This is a genomic window from Micromonospora sp. WMMD1076 (genome assembly GCF_029581475.1).
GTDB classification, from domain to species: Bacteria; Actinomycetota; Actinomycetes; order Mycobacteriales; family Micromonosporaceae; genus Micromonospora; species Micromonospora aurantiaca.
This window is the reverse complement of the sequence record NZ_CP120862.1, coordinates 2,694,682-2,712,053: the sequence shown is the minus strand read 5'-3', so window position 1 is coordinate 2,712,053 and position 17,372 is coordinate 2,694,682. Positions and strand designations below refer to the sequence as shown.

At 66.1% G+C, this 17,372-nt stretch carries 12 protein-coding genes and 3 pseudogenes; 7 read left to right on the top strand and 8 right to left on the bottom strand.

Annotation, left to right across the window (positions count from 1 at the left end; all coding sequences use genetic code 11):
- Positions 1 to 166: 166 nt before the first annotated feature.
- Positions 167 to 838 carry an HNH endonuclease family protein gene (locus tag O7622_RS13195; protein WP_282313605.1) on the bottom strand — a complete coding sequence of 224 codons (672 nt, stop codon included), beginning with the start codon at positions 836 to 838 and terminating at the stop codon, positions 167 to 169.
- A gap of 277 nt (positions 839 to 1,115) precedes the next feature.
- Between O7622_RS13195 and O7622_RS29205 the strand changes: the two are divergent.
- Positions 1,116 to 1,175 (top strand): annotated as a pseudogene (locus O7622_RS29205) (hypothetical protein); the annotation flags it as partial.
- Between the two features lie 58 nt (positions 1,176 to 1,233).
- Positions 1,234 to 1,869: pseudogene (locus tag O7622_RS13190) on the top strand (transposase); the annotation flags it as partial.
- Positions 1,870 to 1,878: 9 nt separating this feature from the next.
- On the opposite strand, the gene O7622_RS13185 reads toward O7622_RS13190, so the two are convergent.
- The 3 genes and pseudogenes from O7622_RS13185 to O7622_RS13175 form a co-directional block, all read right to left on the bottom strand.
- Complete coding sequence (locus O7622_RS13185; protein ID WP_282313604.1) at positions 1,879 to 2,448, bottom strand: hypothetical protein; 570 nt, start codon at positions 2,446 to 2,448, stop codon at positions 1,879 to 1,881.
- 174 nt (positions 2,449 to 2,622) lie between these two features.
- Complete coding sequence (locus O7622_RS13180; RefSeq protein ID WP_282313603.1) at positions 2,623 to 3,657, bottom strand: polymorphic toxin-type HINT domain-containing protein; 1,035 nt, start codon at positions 3,655 to 3,657, stop codon at positions 2,623 to 2,625.
- A gap of 189 nt (positions 3,658 to 3,846) precedes the next feature.
- A pseudogene (locus O7622_RS13175) lies at positions 3,847 to 4,059 on the bottom strand (RHS repeat-associated core domain-containing protein); the annotation flags it as partial.
- Positions 4,060 to 4,551: 492 nt separating this feature from the next.
- Here O7622_RS13175 and O7622_RS13170 point away from each other — a divergent pair.
- The 3 genes from O7622_RS13170 to O7622_RS13160 are packed head-to-tail and all read left to right on the top strand — an operon-like array spanning position 4,552 to position 6,846.
- On the top strand, positions 4,552 to 5,280 hold the full coding sequence (locus O7622_RS13170; RefSeq protein WP_282313602.1) for a GntR family transcriptional regulator: 729 nt from the start codon (positions 4,552 to 4,554) through the stop codon (positions 5,278 to 5,280).
- A complete protein-coding gene (gene deoC, locus O7622_RS13165; RefSeq protein ID WP_282313601.1) occupies positions 5,277 to 5,981 on the top strand; it encodes a deoxyribose-phosphate aldolase in 705 nt (234 codons plus the stop codon). Before O7622_RS13170 ends, deoC begins: the two co-directional genes overlap by 4 nt.
- A gap of 31 nt (positions 5,982 to 6,012) precedes the next feature.
- The gene (locus tag O7622_RS13160; protein WP_282313600.1) at positions 6,013 to 6,846 is read left to right on the top strand and encodes a protein phosphatase 2C domain-containing protein; all 834 of its coding nucleotides are present in this window, start codon (positions 6,013 to 6,015) and stop codon (positions 6,844 to 6,846) included.
- 41 nt (positions 6,847 to 6,887) lie between these two features.
- On the opposite strand, the gene O7622_RS13155 is transcribed toward O7622_RS13160, so the two are convergent.
- Both O7622_RS13155 and O7622_RS13150 read right to left on the bottom strand, forming a co-directional pair.
- Positions 6,888 to 7,355: a hypothetical protein gene (locus O7622_RS13155; RefSeq protein ID WP_282313599.1), complete on the bottom strand. Its 468-nt coding sequence runs from the start codon at positions 7,353 to 7,355 to the stop codon at positions 6,888 to 6,890.
- A 30-nt stretch (positions 7,356 to 7,385) separates the two neighbouring features.
- The gene (locus O7622_RS13150; RefSeq protein WP_282313598.1) at positions 7,386 to 8,054 is read right to left on the bottom strand and encodes a hypothetical protein; all 669 of its coding nucleotides are present in this window, start codon (positions 8,052 to 8,054) and stop codon (positions 7,386 to 7,388) included.
- Positions 8,055 to 8,706: 652 nt separating this feature from the next.
- Here O7622_RS13150 and O7622_RS13145 point away from each other — a divergent pair.
- Positions 8,707 to 8,877, top strand: coding sequence for a hypothetical protein (locus O7622_RS13145; RefSeq protein WP_282313597.1), 171 nt, complete (start codon positions 8,707 to 8,709; stop codon positions 8,875 to 8,877).
- Between the two features lie 14 nt (positions 8,878 to 8,891).
- Positions 8,892 to 9,149: a histidine kinase gene (locus O7622_RS13140; RefSeq protein WP_282314132.1), complete on the top strand. Its 258-nt coding sequence runs from the start codon at positions 8,892 to 8,894 to the stop codon at positions 9,147 to 9,149.
- Here O7622_RS13140 and O7622_RS13135 read toward each other — a convergent pair.
- Together O7622_RS13135 and O7622_RS13130 are read right to left on the bottom strand one after the other, a co-directional pair.
- The gene (locus O7622_RS13135) at positions 9,125 to 10,420 is read right to left on the bottom strand and encodes an IS701 family transposase (protein WP_282313596.1); all 1,296 of its coding nucleotides are present in this window, start codon (positions 10,418 to 10,420) and stop codon (positions 9,125 to 9,127) included. The two genes, O7622_RS13140 and O7622_RS13135, sit on opposite strands and share 25 nt — an antisense overlap.
- An 835-nt stretch (positions 10,421 to 11,255) precedes the next feature.
- The gene (locus O7622_RS13130) at positions 11,256 to 17,165 is read right to left on the bottom strand and encodes an RHS repeat-associated core domain-containing protein (protein WP_282313595.1); all 5,910 of its coding nucleotides are present in this window, start codon (positions 17,163 to 17,165) and stop codon (positions 11,256 to 11,258) included.
- Positions 17,166 to 17,372 lie beyond the last annotated feature (207 nt).

Here is a 17,372-nt window from a genome sequence, read left to right as displayed (position 1 = left end):
CGGCCATGGTCGGCTTGATCTCCCGTGTCGTCCGCCGCCGGCCGTCGCTGCCGTTTCGCCGCCTCCTGGCTGCCTCGCCTCGCCTGCCTGATCCCTTCTCCCGCAGCCAGGCTGCTCGCATGGCTGCCTCTCCGCTTTCTCGTGGTCGAGTGCGAGGTTCCCGCGGTCAGGAGGCGCAGGTGTTGAGCATGTCTTGCAGTGCGGACTTCTCGGAGGATTGGAGTGTCAGGCCCCAGTTGTATTTCACGGTGATCCACATCTTGCTGTAGGTGCAGCGGTACGACGTCAGGGGCGGCTGCCACGTCGAGGGGTCCTGGTCGCCCTTGGACTGGTTGACGTTGTCGGTGACCGCGATCAGTTGCGGGCGGGTCAGGTCGTTGGCGAAGCTCTGCCGGCGGCTCGTGGTCCAGGAGTTGGCCCCGGATCGCCATGCCTCCGCGAGAGGTACGACATGGTCGATGTCTACGTCGGAGGCGGCGTACCAGGTCGCACCGTCGTAGGGGCTGTACCAGCGCCCGGAGGTAGCGGCACAGGAGCTGTTGAGCACGACGGAGGTGCCGTCGCGCTTGAGCACCTGTTCGCGGGTATTGCAGGCACCGGTGATGGTGATCCAGTGGGGAAACAGGTTCCGCGAGTAGCCGGCCATCGAGCCCTGAGCTGCCACTGTCAGCGCGTTGAGCTGAGACTGCGCCGTCGCCTTAGACGGGATGCCGGGAGGGGTAGCCGAAGCTGCCTGGCCGTTCACAACGGCGAGAACAGCGCCCACGAGTGCGGCGACAGTGATCGCGGCGGCACGGCGCCTGGCACGCGTGGCGGGGGTAGGGGGCGTGATCGGCATGGCTGCGCCTTTCGTCAAGGAGGGGGACGGCAACCTTCCCTGACGATCATGTCAATCGACCATCATCCCTGTAAAGAACAGCTGTCCAGTTGTCGAGCATCGCGCCATCATCGTCGCGTGGCAGCAGCCTGCTGAACCCTTCGCCGATCCTGCCCGGACGCTACTCAGGGCAGCGGCGGCGTGACGGCCGTAGGTATCTTCTGCGGCACGAGCCGGGGGTCGTGGTTCTGGTAGCCGCACGTGCTCACCGACGAGGAGTCCACGCTGGAAGCCGCCTCTGCAACGAACTGCCCTGCTGGCGGCACTGCACTTTCACGACCTCCGGCGCTCCTACGCAACATGGCTGGTGTCCGACGGTGTACCGACCAACGACGCGGCGAAGGTGATGGGACACGAGGGCCCGCGCCTGGGACCGGTTGCACCCCCGGTTGACCCACCGATCCGCCTGGACCGACGCGGCGACAGTGCTGCCGGTCATCGAGGGAACCGTCATCCGTCTGGAGGTTGGACATCTGCCCAGCAGCGCGACCCCGAAACCGGTCTGGCTGTGGTGGTCCGGCCTCGACGCCACCGCCGCCGACGTCGACCGGCTCTGGCAGACGTTCCTACGCCGCTTCGACATCGAACACACGTTCCGCCTGTTCAAACAGACCCTCGGCTGGACCTGCCCCAAGATCCGCACCCCGCAAGCAGCCGACCGATGGACCTGGATGATCCTCGCCGCCTACACCCAACTCCGTCTGGCCCGCGCCCTCGCCGCCGACCTGCGCCGCCCCTGAGAGAAACCCGCACCACCACAGCGCCTGTCACCCGCCCGCGTCCGCCGACGATTTCGGCACCTCCCTACGAAGGCCACCTGCCCGGCCGGTGCACCCAAACCCTCCCGGCCAGGACCAGGACGACCACCCGGACGACCCAACACCCACCCCACCCCGCGCCACAACGTCCACATCGCGACCACCACGAACGTCAAGACCTCAGCCGCAAAGAAGACGAAGACTGTCAATCCCCGTCCACGCCGCACAGGTTAAAGATCAAGCTCAGTCAAGACGATAGTGTTCCTTGAACCTTACAACGAAAAGGTCCGCCTGTTCGGCAACGAAGGGTGGTTCGCCGCTTGCGGCAGACGCCAGCTCTTCGATAGCCGAGATGGCGTTGGGAAAGTCACCCATCTCAGCGAATGCAATTGCTAGGTGCCCGAGGTCGAACCGAGATTTCTTTGCATGTTCCAAGTGGCGGACGATATCGGATAGAGAAGCGAAAGCATCCAGGAAAGGAAAGCCGAACCGTTCAAGATCCGATACAACCAGGTCAGCCACGAGACCTAGATCATCTTGTGGGAAAACACTCCAGCGCGGCAACAGACCGCCTTCGCGCCCTTCTGCTTCAAACAGGTCCGCAAGAGACGCACCCAGGACGGATGCCCCTACGGGAAGGCCATAGAACGTCGCAGCTAAATCAGAAACCTTGTTGCGACTGACACTCACAGACGGATTCAGCGACAGACCGTAGTCACGAACCTTAAAGTCCAGTCCAATTTGGAAGACCAGGTCATCCTTCCCCTTTCTTAGGAACGTGACGTAGTCTTCTTCATTACTCGGCCCGTCCACCCACCCTAGAGGGCTAAGGCTTTCAGCCAACCTCCTTCTAAGTTCGCCCGCTAGGATCCGCATGCTGGACACTCCCAAAGATCAAATTCGACGCCCATTGTCACTCTAGAGCCCTTCGGAATCCCATGCGGCCCAAGCTTACTTGTGTCAACAACGGCTCCACTTGACTCTAGTTCAGGATAGCCCAACTTGTTGCGCGGGGCTGATCGTGGCACCTCGACCCGTCTTAACCTCCACCGCGATCCAGTTGCCATTCTTATCCCTTCCTACGAAGTCGGCAACGAAGATGTCACCATTGCTGTTCCGGAACCTCACCTGGCTCTCAATGTTGGTGAACCCCTCCGACATCATCCTGCGTTGAGTAGCCGTCTCTCCCATCGCCCCATGCGGCAGCCCGTTCGCCGGGCAGAGCCCGACGCCCGTGTTATGAACAAGCACTGGAGTAGTTCCGGCCAACACATAGTACGTGTGGATGTCGGCGACGGTCAGGTTGTAGGCAGCACCTGTGTGGGCGGTCCCGGGCAAGATTCTGCCTACGGTGGCCCCTAAGCCATCTGGCGTCTGGAGCAGGTCACCCGGGTCGAGCTCGTCTGCCCGTTCCCACCTGTGGTCGGTGGCGTTCCAGAACGGGTGATCTTCGGTGGTGGTAAGAACCTTTCCGTTGACGAGGAGATCTTGGAGAGAGTCCTGGTGAATCCACAGGTGGGTGACAGGCTTGCCGCCCTTTTCGCCTGTTTCGGGATCGGCGGCCTCGACCTCGTCACCGATCTTGACTTCGCTGATCGGCTTGGAGGTGCCGTCAGCCATGAGTACCTGCGTGTCCCCACTGAAGCTGCAGAAGGCCGCAGCAGCCCCGGCCGCCCGCTCACCGGCGACGAACGGCCGCAGCGCCCCCAGTCCGCTCGCGCCAAACATGGCGCCGGTGGCAGCGAACGTGCCCTCTTCTAATGCGGCCTCGGCTAGGCACATAGGGCAAGCCACCACACCGACAATCATGGCCATGAGGATGAGATCCTGGACGGCGCCCCGCTTGGGCAGGAGCGGATTCTGAACGTCGCAGACGAGGGGGTCGCCGCCCAAGATGGTCGAGCATACGAAGACGTAATTCTCGCGGCTTTGGGCCGCCCAGTCGGTAACCTCGCCCACCGTGTACAGGTCGGAGCCCTCGTAACCTCTGCCTTCGAGGATCGTCTTGTACTTGTCCGGCATCGGGAACTTGCCACCGCGGATGTCGTTGATGGTCGGCGCCTTGAATGGCTTTGGGGACCCACTTATGGAGCAGCGTGGCCAGCAGCCAGGGTTTTTCGCCTTGTTGTCGCGGTTGCCCTTCTCGTTACCGAATTGGTAGTCGGGGCAGCTGGACTGGGTGAGGCAGTCAGTGTCAATCAGACCGCTGGGATCGCTGAACGTCGTCGGGTTGTTGTGGGAATAGGCGTAGCCGTTCCACTGCTGCGGGTCTGCGAGGTCTTGGAGGGGGTCAAGGCTGACGAATCGGCCGGTGGTGGGGTCGTAGTCGCGAGCGCCGAGTCGGGTGAGTCCGGTGGTTGCGTTGAGGGGCTTGTTGAGGAAACCCCGGTTGTCGGGGTAGGTGGCAGTTGCACCGCGTGGGTCGCCATAGGGAGTGAACCGCCAGGTTGGGGTTTGGGCGGTGTTGTTGAGGTAGAGGGTGGGGAGGGGAGGGTGGCTTTGGCGTTGGGTGTGGGGCGGGCATGAAGACGGCCACTTCGTTGATCATCGATGGTTTGTGAGGACAACCGAAGATCGTGCGGTGGCCGCGCGCCTCCCGCGGCTGCTCTACGTCGGGGCTTGGCCCTCCGCACGATCTCAATGTTCTCCTGGTGGACGTCCTCCCGCTGCGCGATGCGCAGACGCAGACGCAGACGCAGACGCAGCTGAAGAGTCGCGCGTCGTCGGTCGGGAAGCTACCCGATCTGGTTATCGGCAGAGCCGTCCTCCTTTGCCAGGATCACCGCGAGTGGCCTGCGCGTGTAGTCGTTGTCGAGGACCGGGACGATCGCGGGCGCGGCCGATGGAGCGCGGCCGGTGGACGCCGGGCGGCCCTTCGTGTCAACATCTAGGTTGTCTAGATGACCTGGAGGGGTGATGGCGAAGACGCCGCTGTATGTGCGGATCGAACGCGAACTGCGGGTCCGGCTCGCGCAGGCGGAGCCCGGCGAACTCGTGCCGGCCGAGTCGGTGCTCGCGGAGGAGTTCGGGGTCGCGAGGATGACCATCCGGGCGGCGCTCAACGCGCTCGAAGATGACGGTCTCATCGAGCGGATCCAGGGCCGGGGGACCTTCGTTCGGCAGCGACCGGAGCCGCGGGCCGCCGGGACCCTGATGAGTTTCCAGGATCAGGTTCGTACTTGGGGCCGTACCCCTTCGTCGCATCTGGTCGAGGCCGAGGTGCGGACGGCCTCCGCGGCGGAGGCGGCGGCGCTGCAACTGACCGCTGCGTCACCGCGCGTGGTTTCGATCGTGCGAGTGCGGTGCGCCGACGACGTGCCCCTGGCCGTCGAATATGCCTGTTTCCCGCCGCACCTGAGCGTCCTGCTCGACCTCGACCTGGAATCCGGCTCGCTGCACCGCGCCCTGCACGAGAGAGGGCTGCGCCCCACCCTCGGGTCTTCCCGGCTGACCGCCCAGCGGGCCAGCGCCGACGCCGAACGCCTCCACGTGCCGGCCGACGAACCGCTGCTGGTCGAGACCCGGCTGATCGTCGATCAGCACTCGGCGCCCCTCGAATACACCGTCAGCCGCTACGTCGGTGACCGCTACGACCTGCAAGTCACGTTCGACGTGCAGCCACCCCACACAGGAGACCCCCGATGAACGTCGCCAAGATGATCGACCACTCGCTGCTACGCCCCGAGTTGACTACCGACGACGTCCGGCGCGGCTGCGAGATCGCAGCAGCGCGCCAGGTCGCCTCGGTCTGCGTGCGTCCGTCTGACGTCGGGATCGCCGAGGTCGAACTTTCCGGCACCGGCGTGCTCGTCGGCACCGTGACCGGATTCCCGCACGGTGACACCCGCACCACGATCAAGGCCGCGGAGACCCGCGCTCTGGTAGGGGCCGGCGCGGATGAGGTCGACATGGTGCTGCACATCGGCCGGCTGCGCAGCGGCGACACCGCATACGTGCACGACGACATCGCCTCAGTGGTCGCCGCAGCACAGGGGCGGGTCGTCAAGGTGATCCTGGAGAACGCATACCTGACCGACGATGAGAAGGTCACCGGCTGCCGCCTGGCCGAGCAGGCCGGCGCGCACTTCGTGAAGACCAGCACCGGCTTCGCCCCGGGTGGTGCCACCCTGGACGACATCCAGCTGATGCGCGCCACGGTCTCCTCGCGAATCCAGGTCAAGGCAGCCGGCGGCGTCCGCAGTTTGGACACCCTGCTCACCCTGCACCAGGCCGGAGCGACCCGATTCGGCGCGACCGCCACCGAGGCCATCCTCGACGACTTTGCCGCCCGTGAACGCGGCGAACACCCCACCGCCGTCGCGGCCCCAGCCAGCGGCGACTACTGACAGAGCTCAACCACGTATCGGCGACAAGAACGTGCACTGGATCTGCTCGGCGGCCACCCTGCGCGGTGACCGCACCACCAACCAGGACCAATACGTCGTGGTCGACGGCGCCGCCGCCGTCCTCGACGGCGCGACCTCATGGCTGCACACCGATCAGGAGCCGGAATCCCGCGACGGCGGCTGGTACACCCGTGTCCTCGGCGCGGCTCTGGCGGTCCGGCTGCCCGGACACGGCACGCCGCTCGACGTGATCCTTGAGGCAGCGATCGCTGACGTCCGCGGCACCTACGGCCTCAAACCCGGTGACAGCCCATACAGCACCGCCACTCTCACCCGGTGGAACTCCAAGGTCATCGACCTGCTCGTGCTCGGCGACACTCCCGCGCTCGTCCACTACAGCGACGGGACGAACGTCCTGGTCGCCGATGAACGCCTCGCCGCGACCGCACCCGCCGAACGCGACGCCTACCGGGACCATCTGCGCGAGGGCCGTGGCTTCGACGACGATCTCGCCGACCTGATCGCGACGCTCCAGCGTACGGAGCGGCACAGCTTCAACCAGCCCGGCGGATTCTGGGTCGCCGAGGCCGAGCCTGCCGCGGCCGGCCACGCCGTCTGCCGGACTCTGCCCGTCGACGAGGTCGACGCGCTGACGCTGATGACCGACGGTGCCGCCGCCAGTGTCACCGACTACGAGCTGACCGACTGGGCCGGCCTGCACAGCGAGCTATCTCGTCACGGCATCGCTGCCTGGCTGAACCGTACTCACCTAACCGAGGAAACAGATCCCGACGGCCGCCGCTGGCCCCGGACCAAGAAGCACGACGACAAGACCGCGTTGCACCTGGCCAAACTCTTCCGGTGATCCTCGTCGGAGGCTCGCCTGCGGCTGACCGACAACACCGTTCAGAAAGGACCTCTTTCGTCCACGGCACCCTGACCGCGTTCAGGTTGCTCGACCCGCTGTCGCGCGCTCTCGGCGTAGAACGCGGCGGTGGTGCCCTGGATCCCGAACATGATGCTCAGGTGTAGGGGGTCCGGGCAACTCAACGCCTCTTCGAGCTGCCGGTCCCGGCGAACCCGGTCCAAAGGCGGCAACGCGGGCCGAAACAGGTGGGCGAGTGTGTAGGTGCCGACCGGGCCGGTGGTCCGAGCCGTGTATCTGCTGATGAGCAGATATCTGTTCGTCGCGGCCGGCCACCGTTCGCGGCGGCGGCGCAGCCGGGCCTCCAGGGCCCGCAGCGTGTAGAGGTCGAGACGATCGAGCTGTCCGGCCGGACGGCCGAGGTGGCGGAGGTGACAGGGCGGGCCATCACCCGGGTGCGCCTGCGGACCACCGACGCGCGACGACGGGGACGAGACCAGCGGCGGCACCCGGCGTTCGTAGCCGCCTCCGACCGGATGTCAGCCGGGGATGCCACCGTTCGGTGCGCCGGACGGCGGGGTTCCACCTCCGGGAGGGGTGCCACCGCTGGGCGGCGCACCGCCGTCGCCGGGAGCGTTTCCGCCGGTGGGTTCGGTGCTCGTGTCGATCGGCACGGTCAACGACACCTGGTAGCCGCTGGTGACGTCACCGCTGCCAGCACCCATCTGGCGGACGCCGCCGTCGTCTCCGAACACGTTGTCAGTGGCGAGGGTCAGTCTGGCGAACTTGTCGATCGACGCCTGGTAGCCGGTGGTGGCATACACCGCGTCACAGACGTTCTTCGGCAGGGCGACCTGGGAAGTGGTCAGACGCTGGTCGGCGTCGCTGATGCTGTTCTGGTCGGGGTACACCTCGAAGTGGACGTGCGGCCAGCGGCCGGAGTAGCAGGCGGGGTAGATGCTGGTGAACGTGACCTTCCCGTCGGCGTCGGCGATCTGCACACCACGCAGGTAGTTCTCGTCCTCCAGGCCGCTGCTGTACATCGAGTAGTTGCCGTCACGGTCGCACTGCCAGACATAGACGGCGACGCCGGCGAACGGCGTACCTCCGTTGACCATGTCCAGCACGATCAGCGTCAGCGTCATCGGGATGCCTTCGGCTTTCGTGGTGCTGGTGCCGAAGCTGCTGGTGATGTCCTGACGGATCACCCCGCTCTCCTCAAGGATGTCCGGGCCGTTCGTCCCGTCCGCCGGGTACGGACCGTTCGTCTCATCCGGGATCTCGGTCAGCCCGGAACTACCGCTCGTCGCCCCCGTCGAACCCGGAGAATCACTGATGCCACTGCGGCACGCGGCCAGACCCAGCCCCGCCACGCCCGCGCCGAACAGCCCCAGCACGCGACGTCGGCTCAGCAACGTACCGACGTCGAACGACAGACCCTGATCGACGAGTTCGTCATCGGGCCGGGGTAGCCGTCGGCCCTGATACCTGCGCGGTTCATCCGTCCTGGACACGGGAACTCTCCTCACTCGCGGTCATGCGATCACGCTAAGTGCGGTGGCTCGGCGAGGACTGTAGGCCGCCTGTCCGCCACCTGTGGACCCGGCGCACGACCGCTGGTCCGGCCTCCGCTGGTCGAAGCCGGCTGGGACGACCGCCTGCGTATGCCGCGCCTGTCGGTGCCCGTCCAGGCTCCTCGATCCCCGCTATGGGCGCTGGAGTGAGATCCGCAGCCAGCGCGTTCCGGCGTGAAACAGTGGATTCTCCCGCCTTCGCCCGTCGGACCCGGGCCTGGACCTGGTCGAAGCCGCCCGGCGGCCGCCTATCCGGATCTCGCTGCCGGCCTGCGGGCTGGCGGCGGTGCTCGCTTCCGGGACCGTCTTCGTCCGCCTCGCGTCCGACGCCAGCGAACCCCGCTGGCTGGCATTGGCCCGGACGAGCTGGCTGATCGTGCCCTGGTCGCTGGGTTCGCTGGCCCACGTGGCAGCGGCCGGTCGAGCACGTGCCCGGCAGGATCTGGCCGCGCGGTGACGCTGGAGGAGCGGATGCGGATCGCCGGTGAGGTGCACGACGTGGCGGGGCGCGGCCTGGCGCTGATGGCCATGCAAGCGGCGGTGGGGCTGTTGATCCTCCAGAAGCCCGACCAGGCTCGGCGAGCCCTTGAGGCGATCCGGCCGGCCAGTGCCCGGTGCGCCACATCAAGCCGCGCCGGCTCCGCCTCGCCGACAGGCGGGCGAGCCGCTATCAGCAGGCCGCCGACGGCCTTAGTACTCCAACGTCAGTTGGCCTGTCTGCGCTGGTAGTGGGATCGGCGGGCTCGGGCTTGGGATGTTCGTCGGCAGATCGACCAGTGCAGGGTGTGCTCTGGTGGGAGCGTCACGGTGAGGACGAGGGCGTTGAGGAGTTGGCGGGTCTCGGCGACGGTCAACGCGATGATCTCCGGGTCGGCGTGGGGTTGCTGCGTGGTGGCGGCGAGGATGGTCAGGACGGCGAGGGCGAGTATGGCCAGGGTGATGAAGCGGTGCCAGCTGGTCCAGCCGCGGACTTGGTAGTGGTCCAGGCCGACCTGGCCTTTGCCGGTCTGGAACAGCTCTTCGATGCTCCAGCGGGAGCCGGCGACGGTGACGAGGGTGTGCAGCGGGACGGGGTGGGGTGACCAGCACAGGTAGAAGGCCAGCTCACCGGTGGTGCGGTTGCGGCGGATGAGCAGCCATCGGTGCTCACCGGGGTGGGTGGCGGTGGTGATCCAGGCCCACAGGTATTCGCGTGGTCCTTTCGCTCCTGGGCCGCAGCTGTGCGGCTGCCACTCGGCGGTGGGGATCCGGTCGGCGACCTCGTCGACGCGGATGAGGGTGCGGCCGTCGTTGACGTGCACGCGTCGGTCGCAGCCGATGGCCAGGACGTAGCCGATCTGACGCTGTTCGAGGTCGGCGCGTAGGCCGGGGTCGGCGCCGTAGACCTCGTCGGCGGTCACCCACCCCGCCAGAACGCCGGCGTCCAGGGCGTCGGCGATCATCTGCCGGGCCAGCGCAGGCTTCGTGGCGAACCCGACCTGGTCGGGGACGCCGCCGGCGGCGAGGCGGTCGGGTTGGTCGCACCACGTCGTCTCGGGCAGGTAGAGCCTGCGGTCGATCAGCGCCCGCCCGTGCGGGGTGACGTAGGCCAGGAACACCCCGACCTGGCTGTTCTCGATCCGGCCGGCGGTGCCGGTGTACTGCCGCTGGACCCCGACCGAGCACAGGCCCTTCTTCAGGAAGCCGGTCTCGTCGGTGACCAGGACAGCGTCGGTGTGCCCGAGCTGCTCCACCAGCCAGGAACGCACGTCATCACGGACGGCGTCGGCGTCCCACACCGCCGTGCGCAGCAGCCGCTGCATCGCCTGCGGATCGGCGTGACCCGCCCGTTCGGCGAGAGACCAGCAGGTCTTGCGTTCCACGCCCGACAGCAGCCCCTCCACGAACTGCCCGGCGGTCCGCCGCGGCTCCGCCCGCACGAACCGGCCAGCGACACGCTTCTGCGCCTCGTCCAGGATGACCCGCCACCCGGCGGGGTCTACGCTGTGGCACGCGGCCATCGCGCGATCTTCGGTTGTCCTCACAAACCATCGATGATCAACGCGGTGGCCGTCTTCATGCCCACGCCACGCCCAACGCCGAAGCCAAGTGACGTTGGAGTACTAGGCACTGTTTAACGCCGTTCAGTGCATCCGTCTGCTCCCAACCTGCTCCCCCCAATCTCGGCGGGAAACCGACAGCAACTGATCGGGCGAGCGCCGTACACCTCACGCAAACCGGCGCTGGTGCCAGACGCGCGGCTTAAACCCTCGGCTGCCACACGGTCGCTGCCTCGGCGGCATCATCAGCTAGCTCACCGAGCGACCGCGGGCGCAGTTTGCGGCAGTGCAAGCTACGCAGCTTGATCGGTCAGACGAGATGAGAGTAAGGCAGATCTCTTACGCGCCGCACTCTACCGACTATTCGGCACCCGGGCCGCCCCACTCGGCTGGGCTAATCGTCAGCCTTTTACGTGACGAACTCAGCTGCCGTAATAGAAGCGGGGCACCACCCGCTAGGGACGGTGCTGGGCTCGGGATAACCCGAGCCCAGCTTCAGCCGCCTTCCGGGGGCTGACTTTCGACCCAAAACCGCCGCTTCCCTTGGCTCAGGACGTGCGGTCAGCAAAAGATGCATGTCCGGTCGCCTTGTCTACGACCACGGGAGAATTCCCTGCCATTGCTTGGCTCCAGTCCCCTGATTGAACATAAGCTTCGCCATTATAGGGGAAAACCCAGGAACTCCCGTCTTCCTCAACTGCGTATTCAACAACAACTACGTTGTGGCTGAACCGCGGGCGCACCTCGATATCAAGAAACCTCTCGGCAACGTCGCGGGCTTCTCCCATAGATAGCATTATCCGAGGCCTTTCCGAGTGAACGTGATGAGGAAAGACACATACCCGTCTTGAAGGTTTGCCGCTCGGCCCGACTGGCCATCAAGGAACCTAACCGTGCCGCCTTGATTCACAACATTGAAGGCGTGCCCCTGCCTATGTGGACCTCGGAGGCCTACAACAATCCCCCTCGTTCCGGGCCCAAATCTCTCCATGCTCTTCACGATATCATCGAGGCTACGTTGGTGGAATGGACGTCCAGCATAACGGCTAATTTCGTTGATCGGGAAGGGACCTCCAGGCGGAGCTGGTTTGAATGCCTTCCCAGCCAGCATCTTGTCTGTCTCGATGGCGCATCTGACGCAGTTCTGGTTGCCGCCGGAAGGGTTGATATCCCTGAGCGAAGAGCCTACTTCTGGAGTGTCCGCATTGGTGCGGGGCTTGGCGGTCGGCTTGGTGGGAGCGCGGGGCCTTTGGTTCGGTTTCGGTGGCGTGTTGTTGGGCTTGGGTGGCGTGTTGTTGGGCTTGGCCGGCGTGTTGTTGGGCTTGGCCGGCGTCTTGTTGGGCTTGGCCGGCGTCTTGGACTTGGTCGGCGTATTCTTTGATTTCGTGAACTTCTTCAGGATCTTGCCGACTGCGGTAACAGCCTTGCCTATGTGCTTGGCCATTGCCTTAGCGATCGCCCCGGCAGCGGCGGCAGCGGCGGCTTTGACTAAGGCGCCGCCACCGGCACCGGATCCCGCCCCCGGTCCACCGGCTGAACCGCCTCCGCCAACACACTTGCCGCACGGTGCGAGGCCGTCTGGGTCGCTTAAGGTGACAGGGCTGTTGTTGCTGTAAGCGTATGCGTTGAGTTGCTGGGGATCGTTGTAGTTGATAAGGGGGTCGACGGTAAGGAATCGGCCCGTGGAGGGGTCGTATTCGCGAGCGCCGAGGTGGATGTACCCGGTGGGGTCGGTGGTGCCGCCGACGAAGCCCTTGTCGTCAGGCCAAGTGGATGGTGTTGCTCCGCGGTCTTCGCCAAACGGGGTAAAGCGCCGGCGGGTAGCGGTAAGGGTGGCGGCGTCGATGGCGAGTTGGTTGGTGCCATGGTGGTTGGCAGCCATCCAGGTAAGGCCGCCTGTGGTAGCGCGAATGGCGTTGGGGTAGTAGCGAATGGCGTTGATTGCGCCGGTGGTGTGGCTGAGGCGATATTCGGTGTCGCCTAGGTAGAGAGTCTTTTCCACGCCGGGGTTGTCGGCGAGGAGCCGGTTGCCATCGGCGTCGTAGATGTAGGTGTGTGTGGTGGTGCCGTTGGCGAGTGCGGTGAGGTGGCCTTCGGCGTCGTAGGTGAGGCTTTGGTTCGGCTTGCCGGTGGCGGCGCGGGTCTTGAGGTAGCCGCCGTTGTCGTAGGTGTAGGTGGTGGTGGGTCCGCCGCCGTTGGTGGTGGTGCCGGTGAGGGTGTGCGGGCGGGGGGTTCCTGGGTCGGGATAGGTGTAGGTGCGAGTGGTGTCGCCGCCGGCGGTGTGGCGGGTGTCGGTGGTGCGGTTGCCGGTCTTGTCGTACGTGTAGCTGTGCCAGTAGGCGTCGGCGCCGCCGATGAGGGCTTGGCTGGGGCTGCTCTGGCAGGTGGCGGCAGTCGTGGTCCAGGCCTCAGTGAGGCGTTGAAGGTAGTCGTAGCCAAAGCATTGATTGGCCACGACGGTACTGGCGTTGGTTTCGGCAATGCCGGTGATGTTGCCGACCGGATCGTAGGTGTATTGCTCGGTGAGTTTCTCGTCCCAGTTGCCGGGCGTGGTCTGGTTTTCGGTCTCGGCCAGGAGAGCGGTGAGGCGGCCGGTGGCGTCGTCGATCGTGGTGGTGAAGCGGGCGCGTTTGGCGCCGGAGCCGAGGACTTGTTGTTTGACGGCGCCGTGCCAGTAGTACTGGGTGCTGGCGAGGTAGGTGGCGAGTCCGGTGACGCTGGTGAGGTAGCCCTGGTCGGTGTAGGTGTTGGTGACGGTCTCGACCGGCAGGCCGCCCTTGGCGGGCAGGTCGATGGTGGCCAGTGAGCCGTCGGCGTAATAGGTGTAGTCGGTGGTGTAGGTGCCGGCGAGGGCTCCTTGGCTGGGGGGAATGACGGTGCTTTGACCGCTGGGCTGGTACAGGTCGGTGTAGCCGGTGGCCTGTTGGGTGTAGGCGCCGGAGGTGTCGTGGCGGGTGGTCGAGGTGAGGTAGCCCTTGGCGAGGGTGTCGTAGGTCCAACTGGCACGCAGGTTGCCCGTGACGTTGTCGTCGCGGAGCTCAGTGGGGCGGCCAAGGGCGTCGTAGGCGCGGTAGAGGACTTCGCCGCGGCCGTCGGTGGTGGTGGTGAGCCGGTCGGCGTCGTCGTACTTGTAGGACGAGTCGCCGGCGTCGGGGTCGCTGCTGGCTACGAGGCGGTCGAGCCGGTCGTAGGTGTGTGTCCAGGTGTTGCCGGCGGCGTCGGTGATGGAGGTGAGTCGATCGAGGCGGTCGTAGCCGTAGCTGGTTTCGTCGAAGGCGCCGGTGGGGGTGGCGCCCTGGTATTGGCGTTTGGCAGTGGTGTTGCCTTGGGCGTCCTTGATCAGGGTGGCCGGGGTTCCGCCGGCTGGTGGGGTGATGTCGACGCGGTTGCCGTCGTAGGCGGCGAGCGTCTCCCATTTCTTGACGTTCTGCGTCCAGAGGGCGTCGATGGTGGGGCGTTCGAGGCCGTCGTAGGTGTAGCGGCGTTGGGTGCTGACGTCGGCGTCGGCGAAGGTGTACAGCGTGCCGGTGGGTCCGGAGGCGTTGTTGTAGAACGCCGATTCGGCCGCTTCGAGACCTCGGGTGTCGTAGCGGGTGTCGCTGATGACGCGTTTGCCGTCGGGGGCGGTGGTCTGGGTCTGCCGCAGGCGCAGGTGACCGTCGTAGATCTCGTAGGAGCTGATCTGGTTGCCGTTGGGGCCGAGCGTCTTGGTCTGCACGGTGGTGGGTGCGGTCTTGGTGACGCTGTAGGCGTATTCGGTGTTCGGCGTCTGCGATGTGGTGCGGCCGGGCTGCCAGATCTTGATGAGGCGTCCGAGAGGGTCGTACTGGGCTGTGGTGGTCTTGGTGTTCGCGTCGACCGATGAGGTGGGCTGACCACGCAGGTCGAGGGTGTCGGTGGTGGTGTGTCCGGCCGGGTTGGTTTCGGTTACGGCGGTCACCGGGCTGCCGGTGGCGGGTACGTAGTCGAAGCTGGTGGTGTAGTTGAGGCCGTCTTTGCTGGTCTTCACCCGGCCGTGCAGGTCGTAGGTGATGGTTTCGGTGGTGGTCCAGTTCGGGGTGGTGCCGGTGTAGGAGGCCAACTCGTCGACGCGGGTTTCCAGGCCCTTGGTGGGGGCGGCGCCGAGCGTGGTGGATCCGTCGTAGTAGGTGCGTGTGCCGGCGAGGATGTTCGCGGGCGCGGGATCGGCGGTGCAGTCGGTCGTGAGCTCCTCAGCGGGCAGCTCGGTCAGCCAGAAGCCGGGCGTGACGTTACGGGCGTAGGTGTAGGTGGTGCAGGTTTCGTCGCCCGTTGCCGAGGTGTCACCGTTGTCGGTGGTGCTCAAAGGGGTGCCGTAGGTGGTGTCGAACTGGTGGAACACCTCGGATCGGCGCCAGGTGCCGGTGGCGGCGATCCACTCGTAGGTGTGGAAGACCCGCGGCTGGGCGTAGAACGCCTCGAAGGTGGTCGGCTGCGCATACGCCGGCGGCTCGACGCGTTTGGCGGTCAGGCCACGCCATGGCCCGTAGATCTGCCGCAGCAGGGGTTGCCCGCCGGGGGTGGCGTAGTCGATGCGCTCGCGCAGCATGCCGGCGTAGGCGTTGAAGTCCGTGACCGGGTAGTTGTCCGAGGCCACGACGGTGGCCGCACGCGTGTTCTCCCCGGCGTCGGTGCGGTCGCCGTACATGCCGCGGAAGTACACGTACATGGACTGGGAACGGGTCTCGGGGCTGGCGCCCTTGGTCACGGTGACGATGGGCCACCCGCGGAACTCCGACCAGCTACGTTTTTCCAGCGGTGAAGCCCAGGCGTTGTCGTTGTGGTGCCAGAGCACGTTGGTCGCCGACCCCACGATCACCGAGCCGACGGTCGCGGTGGTGGCGTACGCATATGAGGTGGTGACGTTCGGGGATCCACCGACGTTGTCCCGCTCGGTCACGTCCTTGACGCGGTACTTGTTCCACCACGACCAGCCGCCGACATTGTCCGGCGGGCTGTAGTACTGCGGAAAGCAACGCTTGGTGTTCTGGGCCGGGTCAGCGGGCAGACTCGTGACGGTGCAGTCGGAACCCTCGTAGGTCACCAAGACCTCACCGCCGGTCTCATCGCCGACAGCGGTCACCCGGTACTTGTTCGTAACAGGCACACCAGCCGCGACGTTGTAGTCCGTGCGGTTGGCATAGCGGGTGCCCCCGAACGTGACATCCGGCAGCGTCTCAGTGGCCGTGCCGTCTCCGCCGGTGCGACGGATCCGCGCCAGCCACAAGGCCGGTGAGGTCAGCGCAGGGTCTTCTCCCGTAGCGGGGAACTGGTGCAACAACTCCCACTTGTCGACATCGACATAGCTGGAGCCGCGTCGAACCTGCGCGGTGATGAACTGCAGCCGCCGCGCGGTCCAGAACGTCGGACCGGACACGGTGCACGGAGCGGTCGAGCACCTGAGGTCCCAGGGCGTCTCCGGCCAGTTCGCGGTCGTCGGGCTCGTCTCGGTGCCGCAGGTCCCCAGGCAGCGAGGCGCGGTGGAGAACACGACCTGCATGGGTGCCGTCGTGGGCTGGGGGAAGCCCCGCGAGCCGTACTCGATCCGCGACAGCGTGGCGGCCCGGTCATAGGTAGACAGGGCGCTGGCGTTACCCGCCCGCGTGGTCCGGTTGTACTCCTTGGAGTAGAAGTACGACATGACGTTGCCGCTGGTGTCCTCGACAAGGTCGAGGTTCCACCGGTAGCCCATCCCGCACCACGAGCCGGCGAATCCGCCCGTTTTGTAGCAGGGGTCGCTGGTGTGATTGGAGAAAACCGGCACACCCTGAACGGAGAACGTCTCCCGGCCATCGACCCAGTTGGCTCCGAACGTGTAGCGGGTGCCGTCCGGGGTCGTCAGCCGCCACCGCTCATTGCTCCAGTTGCGGGTGTCGCTGGTCCCACCCGTCAGGTATTCGATTTTCGAGCCGTCGTCGTCGGCCAACCGCCACAGGCCGGTCGCATCGTCCCACACGAGATCGGTGGACTTGCCGTCCAACATCAAAGTGGCGTTGTAGTCGCGCCAACACAGGTCACCGGTGGCGTTGGTGTAGGCCGGGGAGTTCGCCAGATCGTCCTTGCACGTTCGGTAGGAGCGCTCGATGTAACCGGGGTGGTAGTCCCAGCCCTCGCCGATCCACGACGTCTGTGTGTTCTCCCCGTTGGTCTGCCCGTCGACTCGACCCGAGGAGTAACTGAGACCGATCTCGGGGTCCAATCCACCCGCCGACTCCGGTACCGCCATGTCGTATGACCAGGAGAAGTCTCCCGACTGGCTGCCGGCGGACCAGCTCGCCGAGGCGTTCAACGGCGTCTTCAGGAATGTGCCGGTCTGCCCTGCCGGCCCCGCCACCAAGGCCACCATGGCACCGTCGAGCGGCTGCGTCTGCAGCGAATCCGGCCCCAACGCGCTCCGCGCCGGCACCTCAACTGCCGCCGACACCACCTGCGCCGCCCTGTCGTGGCGCGTCGGCAACGGTGCCGCCATCCGGCACGACAGCTCCCCCGCCGCATCCGTCAGGCAGCCCTGCAACGACACCAGGCGCAAACCCCGTGAAGCCCACGCCGCGCCGTAGAGCCCCGTCAGCCCCGAATAGTCGATCTCTACCCGAGTCCGGCCCGCGGCGTCGGTCGTGTCGCGGGCCGCGACACGCACTACCGCCGCCGCCCCCGCCTTACGCGCCTGACCTTGGCCGAAGACCTGCACGTGCACACCGCGCGGCGCGGGCCCAGATCCATCCGCCGTCACAGAGACAGGCAGGCCCCCGACGTCAGAACGCCGGCGCCCCGCGGTCGACGCCGCAGACGCAACATCCAGGTCAGCTGATCCACCGGATGCAGCACGTCCCGGCGACGACTTCCACTGCTGCTTACTGGACTGCGACACCACCGGCTTGCGCGGAGTCACTCGCGA

Excerpts from the sequence above, each read along its gene's own strand:
- O7622_RS13140 (WP_282314132.1), top strand. The coding sequence starts at position 8,892 with ATGCGGATCGCCGGTGAGGTGCACGACGTGGCGGGGCGCGGCCTGGCG.
- O7622_RS13170 (WP_282313602.1), top strand. The coding sequence starts at position 4,552 with ATGGCGAAGACGCCGCTGTATGTGCGGATCGAACGCGAACTGCGGGTC.
- deoC (WP_282313601.1), top strand. The coding sequence starts at position 5,277 with ATGAACGTCGCCAAGATGATCGACCACTCGCTGCTACGCCCCGAGTTG.
- O7622_RS13180 (WP_282313603.1), bottom strand. The coding sequence starts at position 3,657 with ATGCCGGACAAGTACAAGACGATCCTCGAAGGCAGAGGTTACGAGGGC.
- O7622_RS13195 (WP_282313605.1), bottom strand. The coding sequence starts at position 838 with ATGCCGATCACGCCCCCTACCCCCGCCACGCGTGCCAGGCGCCGTGCC.
- O7622_RS13135 (WP_282313596.1), bottom strand. The coding sequence starts at position 10,420 with ATGGCCGCGTGCCACAGCGTAGACCCCGCCGGGTGGCGGGTCATCCTG.